This is a genomic window from Serratia sp. EWG9 (genome assembly GCF_019913725.1).
In the GTDB taxonomy this organism is placed as follows: Bacteria; Pseudomonadota; Gammaproteobacteria; order Enterobacterales; family Enterobacteriaceae; genus Serratia; species Serratia ureilytica.
In genome coordinates, this window is sequence record NZ_JADNRO010000007.1 from 124729 (window position 1) to 143086 (window position 18358).

At 56.8% G+C, this 18358-nt stretch carries 16 protein-coding genes; 10 read left to right on the top strand and 6 right to left on the bottom strand.

Going from position 1 to position 18358, the window contains the following annotated elements:
* Window positions 1-5: 5 nt before the first annotated feature.
* The 5 genes from cheA to flhD form a co-directional block, all read right to left on the bottom strand.
* Window positions 6-2039: a chemotaxis protein CheA gene (gene cheA / locus ITX55_RS16670; protein ID WP_108680985.1), complete on the bottom strand. Its 2034-nt coding sequence runs from the start codon at window positions 2037-2039 to the stop codon at window positions 6-8.
* Complete coding sequence (gene motB, locus ITX55_RS16675; protein WP_033643536.1) at window positions 2036-3100, bottom strand: flagellar motor protein MotB; 1065 nt, start codon at window positions 3098-3100, stop codon at window positions 2036-2038. Before motB ends, cheA begins: the two co-directional genes overlap by 4 nt.
* Window positions 3097-3987, bottom strand: a complete 891-nt coding sequence (motA, locus tag ITX55_RS16680) for a flagellar motor stator protein MotA (protein WP_015378266.1) — start codon at window positions 3985-3987, stop codon at window positions 3097-3099. Before motA ends, motB begins: the two co-directional genes overlap by 4 nt.
* A 145-nt stretch (window positions 3988-4132) precedes the next feature.
* Window positions 4133-4717, bottom strand: coding sequence for a flagellar transcriptional regulator FlhC (gene flhC / locus ITX55_RS16685; protein ID WP_016927281.1), 585 nt, complete (start codon window positions 4715-4717; stop codon window positions 4133-4135).
* A complete protein-coding gene (gene flhD / locus ITX55_RS16690) occupies window positions 4717-5067 on the bottom strand; it encodes a flagellar transcriptional regulator FlhD (RefSeq protein WP_033643537.1) in 351 nt (116 codons plus the stop codon). Before flhD ends, flhC begins: the two co-directional genes overlap by 1 nt.
* 1357 nt (window positions 5068-6424) lie before the next feature.
* Here flhD and ydgT point away from each other — a divergent pair.
* The 3 genes from ydgT to ITX55_RS16705 all read left to right on the top strand — a co-directional run bounded on the left by ydgT (window position 6425) and on the right by ITX55_RS16705 (window position 8374).
* Window positions 6425-6640: a transcription modulator YdgT gene (gene ydgT / locus ITX55_RS16695; RefSeq protein ID WP_004934895.1), complete on the top strand. Its 216-nt coding sequence runs from the start codon at window positions 6425-6427 to the stop codon at window positions 6638-6640.
* A gap of 197 nt (window positions 6641-6837) precedes the next feature.
* Window positions 6838-7257, top strand: a complete 420-nt coding sequence (gene uspC / locus ITX55_RS16700; RefSeq protein WP_033650858.1) for a universal stress protein UspC — start codon at window positions 6838-6840, stop codon at window positions 7255-7257.
* 85 nt (window positions 7258-7342) lie between these two features.
* A complete protein-coding gene (locus ITX55_RS16705; RefSeq protein ID WP_123061776.1) occupies window positions 7343-8374 on the top strand; it encodes an NADP-dependent oxidoreductase in 1032 nt (343 codons plus the stop codon).
* Between the two features lie 35 nt (window positions 8375-8409).
* On the opposite strand, the gene pcp is transcribed toward ITX55_RS16705, so the two are convergent.
* Window positions 8410-9057, bottom strand: a complete 648-nt coding sequence (gene pcp / locus ITX55_RS16710) for a pyroglutamyl-peptidase I (RefSeq protein ID WP_072627447.1) — start codon at window positions 9055-9057, stop codon at window positions 8410-8412.
* A 97-nt stretch (window positions 9058-9154) separates the two neighbouring features.
* Here pcp and ITX55_RS16715 point away from each other — a divergent pair, with 97 nt between their 5' ends.
* The 7 genes from ITX55_RS16715 to ITX55_RS16745 all read left to right on the top strand — a co-directional run bounded on the left by ITX55_RS16715 (window position 9155) and on the right by ITX55_RS16745 (window position 18341).
* The gene (locus tag ITX55_RS16715; protein WP_129992908.1) at window positions 9155-10087 is read left to right on the top strand and encodes a LysR family transcriptional regulator; all 933 of its coding nucleotides are present in this window, start codon (window positions 9155-9157) and stop codon (window positions 10085-10087) included.
* A 513-nt stretch (window positions 10088-10600) separates the two neighbouring features.
* The gene (locus ITX55_RS16720) at window positions 10601-12973 is read left to right on the top strand and encodes a type VI secretion system Vgr family protein (protein ID WP_223524880.1); all 2373 of its coding nucleotides are present in this window, start codon (window positions 10601-10603) and stop codon (window positions 12971-12973) included.
* Window positions 12974-12986: 13 nt separating this feature from the next.
* Window positions 12987-13472 (top strand): hypothetical protein, encoded by a 486-nt coding sequence (locus ITX55_RS16725; RefSeq protein ID WP_033650855.1) that lies wholly within the window; start codon window positions 12987-12989, stop codon window positions 13470-13472.
* Window positions 13473-13669: 197 nt separating this feature from the next.
* Window positions 13670-16201, top strand: a complete 2532-nt coding sequence (locus ITX55_RS16730) for a DUF2169 domain-containing protein (protein WP_164106747.1) — start codon at window positions 13670-13672, stop codon at window positions 16199-16201.
* Window positions 16198-17265 (top strand): pentapeptide repeat-containing protein, encoded by a 1068-nt coding sequence (locus ITX55_RS16735; RefSeq protein ID WP_164106745.1) that lies wholly within the window; start codon window positions 16198-16200, stop codon window positions 17263-17265. Before ITX55_RS16730 ends, ITX55_RS16735 begins: the two co-directional genes overlap by 4 nt.
* A gap of 30 nt (window positions 17266-17295) precedes the next feature.
* A complete protein-coding gene (locus ITX55_RS16740) occupies window positions 17296-17931 on the top strand; it encodes a DUF3540 domain-containing protein (RefSeq protein WP_197782718.1) in 636 nt (211 codons plus the stop codon).
* A 17-nt stretch (window positions 17932-17948) separates the two neighbouring features.
* A complete protein-coding gene (locus ITX55_RS16745; protein ID WP_033643549.1) occupies window positions 17949-18341 on the top strand; it encodes a DUF4150 domain-containing protein in 393 nt (130 codons plus the stop codon).
* Window positions 18342-18358: the final 17 nt, after the last annotated feature.

An 18358-nucleotide genomic window follows, 5' to 3' on the forward strand; every position in this document is an offset into this window, starting at 1 on the left:
CATTATTATGCGGCGGCGTCCGTCAGACGCTTTTCACGGTTCAAGGTTTGCAACGCCGAGACATCGACGATCAAGGCCACGCTGCCGTCGCCCAAAATGGTCGCGGCGGAAATGCCCGGCACTTTGCGGTAGTTGCTTTCCAGATTCTTCACCACCACCTGATGCTGGCCAATCAGCTGATCCACCAGCAACGCATAGCGGCGGCCGGCGCTTTGCAGGATCACCACAATGCCCTGGGTGGCGTCGGTTTTGGCGCCTTCCACTTCGAATACCCGATACAGTTCCACCAGCGGCAGGTATTCGCCGCGCACCTGCAGCACGCGTTCGCCGCCGGCCAACGGATGCAAATCCTCCGCCTGCGGCTGCAGCGACTCCATCACCGCGTTCAGCGGCAGAATAAAGACTTCGTCGTTCACTTTGACCGACATGCCGTCGAGGATCGCCAGCGTCAACGGCAGCAGAATGCGGATGGTGGTGCCTTTACCGGCCTGCGAACGGATCTCGACGTGGCCGCCCATCTCCTGAATATTTCTTTTCACCACGTCCATGCCGACGCCGCGGCCGGAAACGTCGGTCACCTGCTCGGCGGTGGAGAAGCCCGGCGCGAAGATCAGCATGCCGACCTCTTCGTCGCTCATGCTGTCGCTCACCGCCAGCCCTTGCGAAGCGGCCTTGGCGAGAATTTTTTCGCGGTTCAGACCGGCGCCGTCGTCGATGACCTCAATACAGATGTTGCCACCCTGGTGTTCGGCCGACAGCACCAGATTGCCCACCGCCGATTTACCGGCGGCGATGCGGGTAGCCGGCTCTTCGATACCGTGATCGAGGCTGTTGCGCACCAGGTGCGTCAACGGGTCGATAATCCGTTCGATCAGGCTCTTATCCAGTTCGGTCGAGCTGCCCTGCAGCGTCAGCTCCACCTGTTTGTTCAGCTTGCCGGCCAGATCGCGCACCAGACGCGGGTAGCGGCTGAAGACGTATTCCATCGGCATCATGCGGATCGACATCACCGATTCCTGCAGATCGCGTGCGTTACGTTCCAGCTGGCTCATGCTGTTCAGCAGATCGCCGTGGTTCACCGGATCCAGCGTGCCGGAACGTTGCGCCAGCATCGACTGGGTGATCACCAGCTCGCCCACCAGGTTGATCAGCTGATCCACCTTTTCCACCGCTACGCGAATGCTGGTGGATTCGCTCGCCTTGGCGCGCGCTTTCGGCGCTTCCGCCGCTGCGGCCGCCGGTTTGGCGGCAGGCGCCGCAGCGCTGGCGATCGGCGCCGGCGCCGGTTCCGGTTCCGGTTCCGGCGCAGCGACCGTCTCCGGCAAGTTCGCCTCCGCGACGGCCGGCGCGCTTTGCGTCGGCGTCGAGAAGCTGATTTGTTCCGGTTCCAGCACGAAGCACAGCACGGCGCTGATGTCGTCTTCGCTGGCGGAGGTGAGCAACGTCACGTCGAGGCTGTGTTCCGTCTGATGCGGGTCTTTAACTTCGCCGAGGTTGCCCAGCTCTTCCAACATCAAGGGGATTTCACTGGCTTTCAGCCCGTTCAGGCTGATGCGCATGCCGCCTTCAATCGCCGCCGGCGCGGCCGATGGCTGAGCGACCGGCTGCTGAACGGCGGGTTGAGCCGCAGGCGCCTCCTGCTGCTGTTGCGCTTCCAACGCCAGCTGACGCAGCGCCTGGCAAATGTATTCAAAGCTTTCAGCGTCAGGCTGTTGCGAGGTTTTATAGGCGTCCAGTTGCTCCTGCATAATGTCTTTGGTTTCCAGAAACAGGTTGATAATCTCGGTGCTCAGGCTCATTTCCTGGCGTCTAGCACCGTCCAGCAGGTTCTCCAGCAGGTGGGTGGTTTCCTGCAGCACCGAAAAACCAAAGGTCGCCGCGCCGCCCTTGATCGAATGCGCCGCGCGGAAGATGGCGTTCAACGGCTCGATATCGGGGGCCAGCGGATCCAGCTCCAGCAGGTGTTGCTCCATGTCGGCCAGCAACTCGTCCGCCTCATCAAAGAAGGTCTGATAAAAATCGCTAATGTCCATGCTCACGGGGTCACCTCTGGCTGTGAGTCGCGGTTAGTCGGTGCGGGTGCGGCCGCCGGTGGTTCCGGCGCCTGGTCGGCCGGGGCTATCGCCGGGGACGCCTGCGGTGGAGCGTTCGGCGTTGGCGCCGCGGGTTCCGGGGCTGTCGTCGAGGATTCCGGCGTTTGGCTGGCCGGCGCGGTCGCCGACGGCGCCAGCTGCTTCAGGCTGTCCGGCTGGGCAATATCCAGCGCGTTGCTTTCGGCATTTTCGTGCTCGATGCCCTCTTGCGTTTGCTTGTTCAACACCAGCACGGTGATGCGGCGGTTAATCGCATCATCGGCGCCATGCTGTTTCAGGCTCATGGTGGCCGCCATGCCTACCACCCGCAGCACTTTGCCTTCCGCCAGGCCGCCGGCGATCAGCTCGCGACGCGACGCGTTGGCGCGATCGGCCGACAGTTCCCAGTTGCTGTAGCCGCGTTCGCCGGTGGCGTAAGGGATGTCATCGGTGTGGCCGGACAGGCTGATTTTGTTCGGCAAGTCGTTAAGGATCGGCGCTATCGCGCGCAGAATATCGCGCATGTAGCTCTCGACCTGCGCGCTGCCGGTTTTGAACATCGGCCGGTTCTGGCTATCGATAATCTGGATGCGCAGCCCTTCGTCCATCATGTTGATCAACAGATGTGGACGCAGCGCCTTCAGGCGCGGATCGGACTCAATCAACTCATCCAGCTTTTCGCGCAGCTTGTTCAGGCGCAGCTCTTCGGCGCGCGAGTCCGGCGAATCGACCTGTTTTTTCACCAGGCCATGCTGTTGCGTTGGATCGTCGCCGCCGCCTGGAATGGGGCTGCTTTCGGAACTGCTCTTGTCGCCGCTGGTCAGGGCAACCTTGAGCGGCGTGCGGAAGTATTCGGCGATTTGCGTCAGCTCCTGCGGGCTGGCGATCGCCAGCAGCCACATCACCAGGAAGAACGCCATCATCGCCGTCATAAAGTCGGCATAAGCGATCTTCCAGGAGCCGCCGTGATGGGCGGCATGATGCGACTTGCGCTTTCTGACCAAAACGACCGGATGATTCTGTTTCATGCTTCTTCTTCTTCCGTCGCCTGCTGCGCCGGCGCTTTCACGCGGCGCACGTGTTCTTCCAGCTCAACGAAAGAAGGACGTTCGGTGGTATACAGCGTTTTACGGCCGAACTCGACCGCGATCTGCGGCGCGTAACCGTTCAGGCTCGACAACAGCGTGACTTTGATGCACTGCATCATCTTGACGTTTTCGGCGCTCTTCTGACGCAGCAACGTCGCCAGCGGCGAGATGAAGCCGTAGGCCAGCAAAATGCCGAGGAAAGTACCGACCATGGCGTTAGCGATCAGCGCGCCCAGTTCAGCGGCCGGACGGTCAGCCGAAGCCAGGGCGTGCACCACCCCCATCACCGCCGCGACGATGCCGAACGCCGGCAAGGAGTCGCCCACCATCGCCAGACTGCCGGCGGGCACTTCGCTTTCCTGCTCGTAGGTTTCGATCTCTTCGTCCATCAGCGCTTCGATCTCGAACGCATTCATATTGCCGCTCACCATCAGCCGTAAATAGTCGGTAATGAACTCCACCAGGGTGTTATCGGCAAGGATGCGCGGATAATTAGAGAAAATTTCACTTTCTTGCGGATTATCGATATCGAACTCGAGCGACAGCATGCCCTGCTGACGCGATTTGGCCAGCAGACGGAACAGCAACGCCATCAGATCCATATACAGATCTTTGTTGTATTTGGAACGGCGCATCAGGCGCGGCAGGGCGCGCAGCGTCGCTTTGATCGCCTTGCCGTTGTTGCCGACGATGAAAGCGCCGACCCCCGCCCCGCCGATAATCAGAAACTCCGCCGGCTGATAGAGCGCACCGAGATGACCGCCCACGATCAGGTAGCCGCCAAACACCGCACCCAATACCACGAGATAACCCAAAATAACTAGCACACGCATTCCTTAAATTAACAATGTGGATGGAAGGTGGGGCAAACGCGCCCTGGCGCGACAGACCAGGCTGCATGTCTGGGGGCGGCATGCCGCCCCTGCGTATCACACGTCGGTATTCATTGCCGAGAGCCGGCAACGTGGCGGCTCAAATGGCGCGTTTGACCTGCTCGTCCAGCAGTTGAGGAATAATATCGGCCAGTTGCGGCGAAAGTTTACGTCTTTTTACGGCGCGGGATGGGGGTTGGCATAAACTGCAGATGAAACCGTTCAGCGGCTGGTGCGCGTGGGTGATAAATGCGCCGCCGCAGCAGCTGCAGGCGGAGAGCTGCAACATGCCGCTGTCGACAAAGCGCACCAGCGTCCAGGCGCGGGTCAACGCCAGCAACGGCGCCTCACCGGCCTGCTGTGGGCACTGCTCCAGGTAGAGGCGATAGGCTTTGATCACCGCTTCCACCCCGCTGCACTGTCCGCTTTTCATCAGAAACAGGTAGGCGTTATAAAACATCGAGGAATGAATATTCTGTTCCCAGGTCATAAACCAGTCGGTTGAGAACGGCAACATTCCTTTTGGCGGCGGGCTGCCGCGCAACTCCTTGTAAAGTTTAATCAAGCGCCCGCGGCTGAGCTGGGTTTCACTCTCCAGCATCTGCAAACGGGCCCCCAGCGAAATCAGCTCCATGGCGAGCTGAATGTCCTTGGCTTCTTGAACAATGCTTTTCTCAACCATCATCAGGCTCTTTTCTTCGTCGGGCTAGCGTCTTTACTCGATAGCTCTTGCAGTAAATGGCTTGATAGCAAAATGCCGGTATGGATTTGTTGCAGATCGTCGACGCGCGACTCTTTAGTCAGGCGTTCGATGGTCTGGTGATCGTTAAAGCGGAAGTGGCAAACCAGCTGGTTGGTCTCGGCCAGTTTGACCATTTGCGGCAAAGTCAGCTGCGCCAACGCATCGGCCATGGTCTCATCAATACCAAGGCGGAACATCGCGGACGCTTTTTCATCGTTGATCAAACGCTGTGCTAAAAGTAAATATGACAAATTGATGTCATAAATATGCTTAAGTAATTCAGACGTACCCATATTCCCCATCCCGACAGACTATGTTTAAAAACATACGCTGGGTGATAAATTTTATCGCCCGTGACCTGGGTTGTTTCCCAAAGTTGGCAAATTAATCTCTCAAAAACGACTGCTATAATTTTCGCCAATCGCTAAATTCGACCACTGTTCAGTATTTGCTACGAGCGTAAACCAACGTGTATGGATGTACAGCATTCTGCTTCGATAGTGTTTAGTCACCATGAAACTATTTTTACAAATTTAATAAGATTATTCCTAAAGCAGCGCAACTCTACCCCCGAACCATTAGCACACACAATGTAAGTGAGAGGCAATTTTAAATACAATGTGACATAGATCACAAAAATAAAAAATAATTAAGCCAAATACCCCTAAATTCGCACATTTTATGACCCGCATTTTGCTCACAAAATCGCCTTAGGTAAAAAAACGTCTTAAAAACAATGTTTATCAGCCAAAAAATTATCTTTTTTAGATCAATTCGAACAAAACCATCACCAAACCAAAATAACAGAACAAAAATCTGCATATAGGCAACAATCTTAGTATAAATAACCATTTGAGCCGCTAAAAAATATCCGAGGTGAAAAATAACCAATGTAAACTATAAGGTTATTAGCTATCGGATTTGACTTAAACCCTCCGCAGAGGGTTGTTCTAATTTTCAACATCAGGTGATTATGGCTTATCAATGATTCGCTGGCGTAGTGAACAAGCCAATAGACGTAACGATATGTTTCCGTATTAGCGCGGCGCAAGAATGGTTTTTTAACGTTAAATTGCCCCAAAACGACATATCGGCAGCACATCCTAAAGCTTTAGCGTTTTTTTATTTCTTTTTTGCCGGCGCATTAATTACCACGCCGTTCCAGACGTTATTAAAATTCCCGCGCCCCATCGTTTCATTGCAATAAAATAAAACGCAGTTTTGTTTTACTTGCCATAATCGCGCAGGCCAAACAGGCGTAGTTTCAATGCCGACAGCGGCAACATACATCGCCTCGTGCTGCGACCGCCCTCCGGACAGGTGAAAAAAACGCCGCCAAAGGAGAGCGAGCACGGCTTCGCGCGCTTGCACGCAGCGGAAACGTCGACGCTTAAGCTCCTCGTTCGTGACGCATCGCCCTGAGACTTTCCCTATTTCTTCATTTATCAGCAGGATGAGATTGCTGATGCCGCACTTGCATATTATGATTTATCCCAGCGCCGCCACGGGCGGCGTCACATTATTACCCAGTGCAATTTATTCACTTGAAATGATTTTTGTCAGGTCGTACATCGCTGCCTCGACGGCGTCGCCGTGAGCCGCTATGTGTTATTCACCCGGCTTTAACTATTAACAGGCTATATTTTAATCATGACCGATACGCTCGAATATCTGCTGACATTCCGTAAATGCTCCTCTTTGGACAGCCTGGAGAAGGTGTACGACAAACTGAACTATTCCATTGAAAACGATACAGAAATGAGCAATATGTACCGCGCTGCCGACCACCGTCGCGCCGAGCTGGTTGCCGGTAAATTGTTCGATCTGGGCAAGGTGCCGAAAACGCTGTGGGCGCAGGTGCTTTAATTCAGTGAAATTACGTGCGGCAACGGTTTTATCTTTTATTGCTATATAACCGGAGCAAACTCAGCTTTTATTGCCGCGCGTGATGCGAAACACATTTATTCCCCCCGCCAGGTTCTACCCTTTATCCGAGCGCAGCATTTCATCCAAGGCCCCGACGCGGCAGCCTGAAACACGACGGATGCAACAAGGAGTGGAATATGGGGTATCAAAACGTTCTGGTTACCGTCGCCGTCGCGCCTGACAGCCATCGTCTGGTGGAAAAGGCCGTCTCTATCGTCCGCCCCTACGGCGGCAACATCACCCTGTTAAGCACCCTCGCCAATCCGGAAATGTACAATAATTTCGCCGGGCCGATGCTGGCCGATTTGCGCACGCTGATGGAAGAGGAAACCCGGCTGTTTATGGAGGAACTGCGCCAACGCGCCGGCTACCCGATCGCCGATACCCTTATCGTGCATGGCGAGCTTGGCGACAGCCTGGAATTCGCCAGCCGCCGTCAGCCGTTCGACCTGCTGCTCTGCGGCAATCACCGCGACAGCATGATGAACAAAGTCTCCTGTTCCGCCGCCCGCTTCATCAACATCAGCCATATCGACGTGCTGATCGTTCCGCTCTGAGGCTAAGCACATTCGGTAACGTTGCCTTGGCGCCCCTGGACTAGGCTTAACGAACCTTGTTTGTCGCAACACAAAGGAGCTTTCGATGCCCCCTTCTCAACAGAACCGCCGCTTTCTGCTGGCCTCGCGTCCGCACGGCGAACCGACGGCGGCGAATTTCCGCCTCGACACGGTCGCCGTGCCACAACCCGAGGCCGGCCAGCTGCTGCTGCGTACCGTATATCTGTCGTTGGATCCTTATATGCGCGGACGCATGAGCGATGCCCCCTCCTACGCGCCGCCGGTGGAAATCGGTCAGGTCATGGTGGGCGGAACGGTCTCTCGCGTGGCGGCCTCACAGCATCCCGATTTCAACGTCGGCGATTGGGTATTGGGCTATGACGGTTGGCAGGATTACGCGCTGTCCGACGGCAGCGGCCTGCGCAATCTCGGCCCACACTTGCCGCACCCTTCCCGCCTGCTCGGCGTGCTGGGCATGCCCGGTTTTACCGCTTACATGGGGTTGCTCGATATCGGCCAACCGCAGGCGGGTGAAACGCTGGTGGTCGCCGCCGCCAGCGGCGCGGTCGGTTCAGTGGTCGGCCAAATCGGCAAACTGAAAGGCTGTCGCGTCGTCGGCGTTGCCGGCGGTGCGGACAAATGCCGCTATGTGGTGGAAGAGTTGGGTTTCGACGCCTGTATCGATCACCGCGCCCCCGACTTTGCCGAACAGCTGGCCGCCGCCTGTCCGCAGGGCATCGACATCTATTATGAGAACGTCGGCGGCGCCGTATTCGACGCCGTGTTGCCGCTGTTGAACGCCAAAGCGCGCATTCCGGTCTGCGGCATCATCGCCCATTACAATGCCACCGGGTTACCCGCCGGGCCGGACCGCTTACCGCTGCTGGAAGGGCTGATCTTGCGTAAACGTATCCGCATGCAGGGCTTTATCATCTTCGACGATTACGGTTCACGCTTTGATGAATTCCTGCAACAGATGAGCAGCTGGGTCGAGCAAGGAAAGATCAAGTTCCGCGAGGACATCGTCGATGGGCTGGAGCAGGCGCCGCAGGCCTTTATCGGCCTGCTGCAGGGCAAAAACTTCGGCAAACTGGTGATCCGCGTCGCTGACGAATAACGCGCATCAGGGCGTGGCGCGCCACGCCCTGCTTGTCAATGCACGGCACCGTCGCCGAATTGCACATCTTCCTCTACCGTGAGCGTCACCTGCACGAGAGTGCGCACCGCTTCCACCATCGTCGCCAGCGCCATACTCGGCTTGCCCGGATGCGCCGCCGCCAGTTCATGGCTGTACGGAATGTGCACGAATCCGCCCCTGGCCCGCGAATGCTGCGTCTCCAGATAGTGACGCAGACCATAAAAAATATGGTTGCAGTTATAGGTGCCCGCCGTGTAAGAAACGCCCGCCGGGATCCCCTGCCGGCGCAGTTGCTGCACCGCGGCCTTGACGGGCAGCGTACTGAAATAGCCCACCGGCCCGCCGGCAACCACCGGCACGTCAATCGGCTGTTTACCGGCATTGTCGGGAATGCGGGCATCGATCAAATTGATGGCTACCCGTTCCAGGGATATTTCGGCTCGGCCGCCGGCCAGCCCCAGACAGATCACCGCCAGCGGCTGCAATGCCTCAATCGCCGCGATCAGCTGCTGGTTGGCCACGCCCAATACGCACGGCAACTCGAGCACCGCGATCTCCGCGCCGGCGATACGCTCTCCGGCCAATGCCTGCGCGACCTGCCAGGAAGGGTTCACCGCGTCACCCTCGAACGGCTCAATGCCGGTGATTAACACTTTGTTCATCATTTCCCCTGATTGAAGGCTAAATTCGTGTGCTACCAGCCTAGGGAACGCTGTAAGATTCTGGAAATGGATTATCTGTATATAGAGTATTCATAAAATGAATTTGGCCAACGTCGATCTCAATTTACTGGTGGTGTTTGAAGCGCTGTATCAGACTCGTAACGTCACCGCCGCGGGCCGGCGTCTTAACCGCGCGCAACCTTCCGTCAGCAATGCATTGGCGCGACTGCGCATTCTGCTCAACGATCCGCTGTTTGTCCGCAGCGGCGGCGGCATGGCGCCCACGCCGCGCGCCCACCAGCTTATGCCGCAGATACAGCGGGTGCTTGAGCAAATCCATCTCGCGCTGGCGCCCCCTGCTCGTTTCGATCCGGCCACCGCCGGGCAACGGCGTTTTACGCTGGCCGCCGGCGACTATGCCGATATCTTGCTGCTGCCCGCCATCATCAGCCGTTTGCGTCAGGCGGCCCCCGGCATCGATATTCGCGTTTCGCGTCTGGATCGCCGCAATATTTACCGTCAGTTGGATAGCGGGGAGGTGGATGTCGCGCTGGGAGGGCATCTTTCCGGGGCGGAAAGTCACTATGTGCGCACGTTGTTTGAAGAGCATCTGGTCTGTATCGCCAGCCGTTCACACCCGCAATTGGCGGATGGCCGCTGGGATCTGGCCCGCTACCTCAGCTTGCCGCACGGGCTGTACGCGCCGGCTGACGACGGCTCCGCCAGAGGCTTGGTCGACCGCCGCCTGGCGGAAATCGGCGGCCAGCGGCGCGTCGCCGTGACCTTTTCACACATTGTCGCCCTGCCGGCGGTGGTCGCCGACAGCGATCTGATCGCCACCCTGGCCGCCAGCGTGGCCCGGCGTTTTTCCGATCCGCAACGCGTACGCATTCTCCCGCTGCCTGAGGAGTTGGCCATCGCGCCTTTCCCCATTGAGCTGATCGCCGGCCGACAGGCGCAACGCGACCCGGCCTTAATCTGGCTCTGTGACCTGATAAGCCGGATTTCCCTCGATCCCCTTCCGCGCTAACCGCATCAATTGCTGCTTTATCAACCATTCAGACTCACCGTCGGAGGCCCGCACCGCGGGCTTTTCACGCCGGCCAAATAGGAATCATCCGAATTAACATTCGGTAAATTTATATATTTGATCATCTTTAACTAACGAATGGTAAGGATAAAAAATACTCAGTGACTTTTTTCACGGAAAAAAAGAGTTGTTTTATAAACACGTTGACTTAAGTGTTACAGATTTATTATTTGGTATTACCATTTTCCCAATAATTTGGGATAAAAAAAGATCTGGTCGTATCTATATGTTTTAGATAATAAAAAACCAGATCGTGAGCGAGTTAACGAATTGAGCATTGATCCACAAGGCTATTTTGCAAATGCAGAGCTCTATTGTAGACTGCACAAATCGTGCCTTTGTGTAAACTTTGTTAAATCTTTCGTCAGCCCCTGTCTCAATTCGTGACAGATACGCCATCGGGATCGCGCGTCAAATCTCGTGCGGTAGCTATGCCTAAACCGGGGATATAGTATGGATCGCCTTATCATTGCGCACACGCCTTTGCCCGCCCATCAGCTGTTGTTCAGAAGCCTTTCCGGTGAGGAAAGACTGGCCGGGCTGTTCGAGTTCGACGTCGAGCTGCTCAGCCCTGACAATCGCCTCGATCTGAAATCGCTGCTGGGACAAAAAATCACGCTGGAGCTGCGGGGCAACCCGATGGCCCCGCGTTATCTCAACGGCAATATCACGCGTATGACCCTCTCCGGACGAGAAGCCGGCGGCAACCGCTACTATATCTACCGCGCCGTGCTGCGCCCCACGCTGTGGTACCTGACGCAAAACCGCGATTTTCGCATCTATCAGGAAAAGACCGTTCCCGACATCCTGACCCAGGTGCTGGGGCAGTATCAGGTGAAGATCGATAACCGTCTGAGTTACGACTACCGCATCTGGGGGTACTGCGTGCAGTACCAGGAGAGCGATTTCGATTTCATCAGTCGTCTGATGGAACATGAAGGCATCTATTACTATTTCACGCACCAGCAGGACGGCCATACGCTGGTGCTGGCCGACGCGCCGGCGGCGCATCAGGAACTCGCCGGCTATGCCAGCATCCCCTATCAGCTGGCGGAAGGCGGTCTGGTGGAAAACAAGGACAGCATCAACAGCTGGAGCGTCTCGGACGCCATCACGCCCAGCCTGTATAGCCTGGATGACTACGATTTTCGTAAACCGCGCGCACGGTTGCTGGAGGCCCGGCAGAATCCCGCCTCGTTCGCACAGGACAAAGCCGAGGTGTTCGACTGGCCCGGGCGTTATACCGATCACGCCCACGGCCAGTTTTACGTCAAGGTGCGCCAACAGGAGTTCGAAGCGCAGCATGAGCAGATGAGCGGCGAAGGCAGTTCGCAGGGCATTGCGCCCGGCTACCGTTTTCAGCTGATCCAGGCGCCGCGCATGGAAGACAACCGCGCCTATCTGGTGGTCAGCGCGCGTTACTTCATGCAGGAAAACAGCTACGCCAGCAACGATAACGACGTTGGCGAGCAACATACCGAATTTCAGGTGGTGCCGGCGGACATCAACTGGCGCCCGGCGCGCACCACACCCTGGCCGAAAACCCATGGCCCGCAAACCGCCGAAGTGGTTGGCCCGGAAGGCGAAAGCATCTGGACCGATAAATATGGCCGGGTGAAACTCAAGTTCCGTTGGGATCGCCACGGCAGCGGCAATGAAACCAGCTCCTGCTGGGTGCGCGTCTCCAGCGCCTGGGCCGGCTGGAAATACGGCGGGATCCAAATCCCGCGCGTGGGTGAGGAAGTGGTGGTCGACTTTATCAACGGCGATCCGGATCGCCCCATCATCACCGGCCGCGTTTACAACGAAGACAGCATGCCGCCTTGGGATCTGCCCGGCGACGCCACCAAAATGGGCTTTATGAGCCGCAGCAAAGGCGGCGGCGTCGACAACGCCAGCTTCCTGTTCCTGGAAGACTCGCCCGGCAACGAATCTTTCGACATGCACGCCGAACGCAACATGAACATGACGGTGGAAAACGACAAGAACGTCAATATTGACGGCAGTCGTTTCACCCGCATCGGCAAGACCCAAGACCATCAGGTTATCGGCAATGCAACTTTCCTTTTCGGATCAATGCGTAATACCACCGTGACAGGACCTGAAACCGCCACTTTTAACAGTGGGCAACAGGTGGGGATCAAAGCCGGGCGTAAATTCACCATTCACGACGGCGGCGATAACGTCAACATCACCGGCGATCAAACCATTCTGCTGAAGGGCAATCGCCACCATACGATTGAAAACAAGCAGACCCAACTGATTAAGCAAGGCCAAGACACCACCATCGAGCAATATGGCCAGTCCACGAAAATCGAAACCGGCGATAAGAAGCTGGAGATTACCAGCGGAAACCAGAGCACCAAATTGGCGGGCGGCAACAAGAGCCTCGATATCACCGGCAACCTGACCTCCACCGTCAGCGGCGAAGAAACACGCTCTCAGAATAAATTAACCGTCACCACCGCCACAGACTACGTGCAGAAAGCATCGAAGATTAAGATCGCCACTGTCGATGGCGAAGGCCCCAGTGGATCGGATATTTACATCCACGGCAACAAGGTGACGGTAAAAAGCGACAGCGAGCACATTATCATCCGCCCCAAGAACATGACCTGGACCAAGTGGTTGGATGTCGGCATCAAGACTGGCGCGGCATTCTCCATTACCGGCGGGCTGACCGTCGATGTTAAAACCGCAGCGGTAGTGAAGTTCGAACCTCAGTTCATCTTGTATAAGAAAGGTCCGGAAGCCGATTTCAACGATCTGAAAATGACTTATTGTTCCATTAGGCTCGCGATTGCGATCCTGACATCCATTTCATAAGGAAAGCGTCACGATGGGTTCGTTTATTGACTTTGCGACACAGGACAGTCTCTGGGGTAAAATCGTCTTTACCCTGTTCGGCATTTTGGTGGGTGGCGTGCTGATCGCCGCGATTTGCAAAAATATTTTGCCGGCAAATAAACCTCTGTCTTTCCCTGCACGTCTGCTCATCTTTGTCGTGCTGATGCTAGCGCTCCTTAAATACAACCAGTACGTGATGTCGGCGGTGAATTACCCTGCAGAGTTGATCGGTTTCCTAATCCTACCCGGTTTCCTGATGGTGTACTTGGGCGTCACCACTCCCGGCGGCGCGCTGTCCCTGATGGGAGAGCTTGGATGCTTCGCTTTGCTCGCCGCGCTGCTGGTGTTGGCATCCGCCGCAGTAGGTTTCTTCGCCCCCTATCACCTGGAGAGCGCAGTGCAATTTGCAGCCAAGGCAATCGCTGCCGCGCTGTCCGTAGCGACAGTCCTGCTGGTTCGCAAAGGGCTATCTATATAACTATTTATAATCACTTGCATTTTTATCTTACTCGTCGTTTTTATTTGGGGAGCGTTACCTTCCCCTGAATCCAACCGCGGGTGAATATTTTCATCTGATGTGACTTTGCCTGATATCCAATAAAGCGAAAAACGGGATTGTTTTTGTGCGGCGCAACATGTTGCCCGCAGGTATCTACCGGAAGCCTTGCACACACAATGAAAGTCGTAAAACCTTTGCGTCTGAGCACGCTTCATCGCCCCTACCGTTGGCAGGGGGAAAATTATCTGGGCGTTTCCGTTTTGGCGTTAGCCGACATGGGGGCGTCCCCACGTCTGCGCCCCGAGCCTGAACTATGGCAACTCGCCAGCGAAGAGCTGACCTTGAGCGGCGGCGTGCTCGATCTCGCCTTTCCTAAAGTCTGTGCAGAATTTCTTGCCACCGGCTACGCCTATACCCATCATCAAGCTGATAAAACCGCTTGTGCGGTTAAAATCCAGTTGGATACGCTGGAGAAAACGCTGGTGGTCTTCGGCGATCGTCACTGGATCAATGATCGCCCCTCATCCCCACTCCCCTTTGATGAAATGCGTCTGGATTGGAGCCGCGCTTTCGGCGGCCCGCAATGGGTTGAAAACCCGCACGGCCTTGGCGCTAACCCAGAAACATTTCCGCGGGGTTCTCGCTGTCCCCTCCCCAATATCGAACCGCTTCACAATCGACTGAGCTCGCCGCGCCAGACTGCGCTCCCCGTCAGCTTTGACGCGTTGGACATCAATTGGCCACGCCGTTTCAGCCGCATCGGCAAAAAATACGACGCCAACTGGCTGCAAAATGAGTTCCCAGGGCTGGCCAGCGATACTGATTGGCGCCTGTTTAATATGGCGGATCACGATCAGCAATGGCCGCAGCGTGATGCACTTCCGAGCGGCGCCACCTATCGTATTTGGAACATGCATCCGCAGATCCCCTGCCAACAAGGACAGCTACCAACGTGGATAGCCCGCTGCTTTATCAACCGGCTGCGACACGGCGAACCCGAGATCGAAGAAATCGCCATGCGGCACACGACAGTCTGGTTCTTTCCGCATCGCCAACAGATGTTGTTGATTTATCACGGCAGCGTACGTATTGACGAAGACGACGCCGCTGACGTTCTGCACCTTATGCCGGCGCTAGAACTGTCCGGTGCCGCTCGCTCAGCCAATCATTATCGCAAGGTATTGCGCCAACGCAGCGATACCGAGAAAGGCGGTTTATTCGCCTTTCGCGAAAAAGAGCTGGTGCCTGAATCGGCCATCGGCCCCTGGTTGGATACGAAGCAAGCGACAGAAGAAAGCCCGGCGGTGCGCAACCTCACTCGTTATCAGCAACACCTGCAACAACACTATCGCGATCGCCGACTCTCGGAAGGTCAGGACATCGATGAAGCACTTCCCCCGACGGAACGCCCCGCATTGGATGAGTTGCCCGACTATGTCGAGCGTCTTGAACAGGAGGCTGAGCAAAGACAACAGGCTCTGTATGACGAACTACGGGCCCAGGGGGTTGATCCTCAAAGCGTCGTCGAGGCGCCGCCGTCAAGCAGCGGGCATGAAAATTTCCAGCAGATGCGGGATCTGCTCTACCAACATAGCGATCCCGCCGATCGTCGCCGCCTGGAAGAACAGGAACAAGCGCTGTATCAGGCCTACCTGATGACCGCACAATCACAAGGCCCTGCGCTGCGGCTGAGTGGCGACTTAGCGACGATCATACGTAACCGCGCGATGGCCACCCAACGCGGCGATAAAAACTTTAGCGGTATCGATCTGACCGGCGCCGATCTTTCCGGTTTGGATCTCACCGGTGCAGACTTCAGCCGTTGTCTGCTGGAAAACGCCAATTTCAGCGGTTGCCGTCTCGACCATGCTAATTTTGAACAAGCGATGTTGGCGCGTGCAGACTTCACCGGCGCCCGCCTGCAAGGGGCTAACCTGAATCACGCCTCCCTGGCGTTGGCTCACTGTGAGAACGCTGACTTTTCTCATGCAACCCTGGTGGAAACCAATATTCAGGAAACGCTGTTCAAAAACTGCAATTTCACGGGAAGCAGACTGGAGCAGTTGGCGGGATACCGCACTTTTATGACGCAATGCGATTTTTCTCAGGCCACGCTCTGCGTCATCACGATGATGGCTTTGACATTGAGCCAGCTGAAATTTCATCAAGCCAAGCTGGAGAAAGTGACGTTCATTCGCTGCCAACTCGAAGGGTTCGACTTCAGTCATGCTCGGCTTGATACCTGTTCGTTGGTCGAAACCCGTGCGGAAGGCTGCTCATTTCAGGGGGCCAGACTGCAAACATGCTCTTTTGTCGCACAAAGCGCGATGCCCAGAGCGAACTTCAGCGAAGCGACGCTCAAGCAATGCAATTTGCGTCAGTTACCGCTGCATCAGGCCTGTTTTCGTCTTGCACGGATTGATAACAGCGACTTCTCCGAGGCCCAGCTCACTGCCGCCAACCTGCAGAAAGCGAACGGCAATGGCAGCTTGTTCATCCGCTGCGACTTCAGCAACGCCGATCTGACTAACGCCAGTTTTGTCAGTGCAGTGATGCAAAAAAGCCTGTTCAGCGGCGCCGATTTACGCGGCGCTAATTTGTTCCGCGCCGACCTGTCGCAATCGCGGATTGACGGCTCAACAAAAATTGATGGTGCTTATACCCGACAAACAAAAACGCTGCCTCGCACCGTTCAGGAGAAATTATGACGCTTGAAGCAGAAAGCGTTCGGCAGCAAATAGAGCGCGGTGAACCTCTGCAGGAATGTGACATCAGCCATTTGGATCTGCGCGGTTGGGATCTGTCCGGCGTAATTTTTTCACGAGTCAATCTGCAAGGTATAGATTTCAGCGGATGCAATCTGCAGGAGACCACCTTCAGTGAATGCTGTCTGGATCGGTGCTGTTTCGCCCGGCAAACCTTGCATCAGACCACCTTCAATCAGTGCGCCCTGGCGGGGGCCGACTTCACAGAGTGCCGGCTGGAGCAAAGCATTTTCAATGAATGTCGGCTTAACGATGCCAGTTTCAAGCAGGCCGTGCTCGACCAAACGCAATTTATGCGCTGCCCACTCGAAGGCGGTGATTTTGGCGCGTCAATCCAGGATCGCGTGACCTTTTACGAAACGGCATTACAGCAGGTTAACCTGGCTCAAAGTCAGTTGTCACTTGTCACCTTCTTTCGTCTTGACCTTCGTACTACTGATTTAAAAGGCTGTTCGTTCGACCGCGTCACGTTTTTCGAATGCGACCACCGCAGCAAAAGTTACGCCGGGCAGCGCCTGATCGCCTGCCAGTTTACCGATAACCAATTGGACGACGTCGACTTCAGCCAGGCGACGCTGCGCCAAAGCAACTTCAAGGGCGCTTCGCTGCGGCGCGCCAACCTGACGGGCGTGCAGGCGCAGCAGTCGCTGTGGCTGGAGGCCAACCTGACTCAGGCACAGTGCAGCGGCGGGCAGTTCGATCAGGCGATTTTCAGCGAAGCGACGCTGGACGCCGCCAACTTCAACCAGGCGCGTCTGTATCAGGGCGTGTTCCAGCACAGCCGCGCGGCGCGCTGTGATTTCAGCGACAGCGACCTGACCTACGCCGATTTTTGTTATGCCGACATCGGCGCCGCCGATTTTCGGCGTGCGCGCTTCATGCGCACCCGCATGCACCGCGCCCACCAGCAGCAAACGCGCTGGGGCGACCGCAGCGGCATTCTCGAGCGCGACGAAGAGCTGTACGCCGCCGAAATCTGGAGCGCACAGCGCCAAAGCCGCATTTGAACGTATTGACCACTTCACGAGGGGATCACCATGAGCGTTGTCAACACTACTCGCGCCGTCAACATCGCGCCGCCCCAGCAGGCCGCCGGCCAGGTCGTCAACCTGTTGCCGGACGGCAGCCTGGTGGTGGAATGTGAAGGCCGCGGCTGGCATTGCCGCCGTGCGGCCAGCTGCCTGCTGACGCCGGCCCTCGGCGATAGCGTGCTGGTCGCCGGTTGCGGCCACCAGCTGTGGACGATCGCCGTCCTCGAGCGCGCGGAACCGCAAAATGCGGCGCGGCTCTGCGTCGCAGGCGATCTGCACATTGAAACGCTGCACGGCTCGCTGTCGCTGCACGGCGCGCAGGCGCTGAACCTGAGCGGCGACGCCATGACCCTGCAAGCGAACAGCGGCGACTGCCACGTCGACAAGATGAAATACAGCGGCGAAGAGCTCTCGGCTTTCGTCAGCATCAGCCGCCTGGTCGGCAAACGCTGCGAGTCACTGTGGCATTCGGTCAGCCAGATCAGCCACTCGCTGTTTCGCAAAGTGCGTCAGACCGAGCACGTGCGCGCCGGGCAGCTGGATTATCAGGCGGAAGATTACGCCCGCATTCATGCTCGCAACACGCTGATTACCTCGAAAGACATCACCAAGCTGGATTCGGAACAGATCCACGTCGGATAACCTTGCGGAGGCCTTTTATGTTTGCCAACAGCCAAATGATCGGCGTGGACCTGGCGTTTCCCGACGTCTGTCTGACGCCAAGCCCGGCGCCGGTGCCCATTCCCTACCCGGATATCGCCCTGGCGCCGACCGCCATCCCGAACGCGTTCAACATTCTGTTCGTCGGCACCCCGGCGCACAACATGGCGACGGTGACGCCACTGACCAACGGCGACAACCCCGGCGTGGCCACCGGCGTCGCTTCCGGCACGGTGATGGGGCCGTCCCGCCACCTGACCGGCGCCTTTACCGTGCTGCTCAAAGGCACCCCGGCCACCCGGCTGACCAGCCTCAGCCTGCAGAACTCCACCAACGCGCTCGGCATGCGCATCGTGCCGAGCCAATTAAAAGTGTTGCTGCTTGCGCCCTGATGACGGCGCTTTATTAC

Bases quoted from the DNA above. Each gene is read 5' to 3' on its own strand.
- motB (WP_033643536.1), bottom strand. From the start codon at position 3,100: ATGAAACAGAATCATCCGGTCGTTTTGGTCAGAAAGCGCAAGTCGCAT.
- ITX55_RS16735 (WP_164106745.1), top strand. From the start codon at position 16,198: ATGACGCTTGAAGCAGAAAGCGTTCGGCAGCAAATAGAGCGCGGTGAA.
- ydgT (WP_004934895.1), top strand. From the start codon at position 6,425: ATGACCGATACGCTCGAATATCTGCTGACATTCCGTAAATGCTCCTCT.
- ITX55_RS16745 (WP_033643549.1), top strand. From the start codon at position 17,949: ATGTTTGCCAACAGCCAAATGATCGGCGTGGACCTGGCGTTTCCCGAC.
- uspC (WP_033650858.1), top strand. From the start codon at position 6,838: ATGGGGTATCAAAACGTTCTGGTTACCGTCGCCGTCGCGCCTGACAGC.
- flhD (WP_033643537.1), bottom strand. From the start codon at position 5,067: ATGGGTACGTCTGAATTACTTAAGCATATTTATGACATCAATTTGTCA.
- ITX55_RS16740 (WP_197782718.1), top strand. From the start codon at position 17,296: ATGAGCGTTGTCAACACTACTCGCGCCGTCAACATCGCGCCGCCCCAG.
- ITX55_RS16705 (WP_123061776.1), top strand. From the start codon at position 7,343: ATGCCCCCTTCTCAACAGAACCGCCGCTTTCTGCTGGCCTCGCGTCCG.
- flhC (WP_016927281.1), bottom strand. From the start codon at position 4,717: ATGATGGTTGAGAAAAGCATTGTTCAAGAAGCCAAGGACATTCAGCTC.
- ITX55_RS16725 (WP_033650855.1), top strand. From the start codon at position 12,987: ATGGGTTCGTTTATTGACTTTGCGACACAGGACAGTCTCTGGGGTAAA.
- ITX55_RS16730 (WP_164106747.1), top strand. From the start codon at position 13,670: ATGAAAGTCGTAAAACCTTTGCGTCTGAGCACGCTTCATCGCCCCTAC.
- ITX55_RS16720 (WP_223524880.1), top strand. From the start codon at position 10,601: ATGGATCGCCTTATCATTGCGCACACGCCTTTGCCCGCCCATCAGCTG.
- ITX55_RS16715 (WP_129992908.1), top strand. From the start codon at position 9,155: ATGAATTTGGCCAACGTCGATCTCAATTTACTGGTGGTGTTTGAAGCG.
- pcp (WP_072627447.1), bottom strand. From the start codon at position 9,057: ATGAACAAAGTGTTAATCACCGGCATTGAGCCGTTCGAGGGTGACGCG.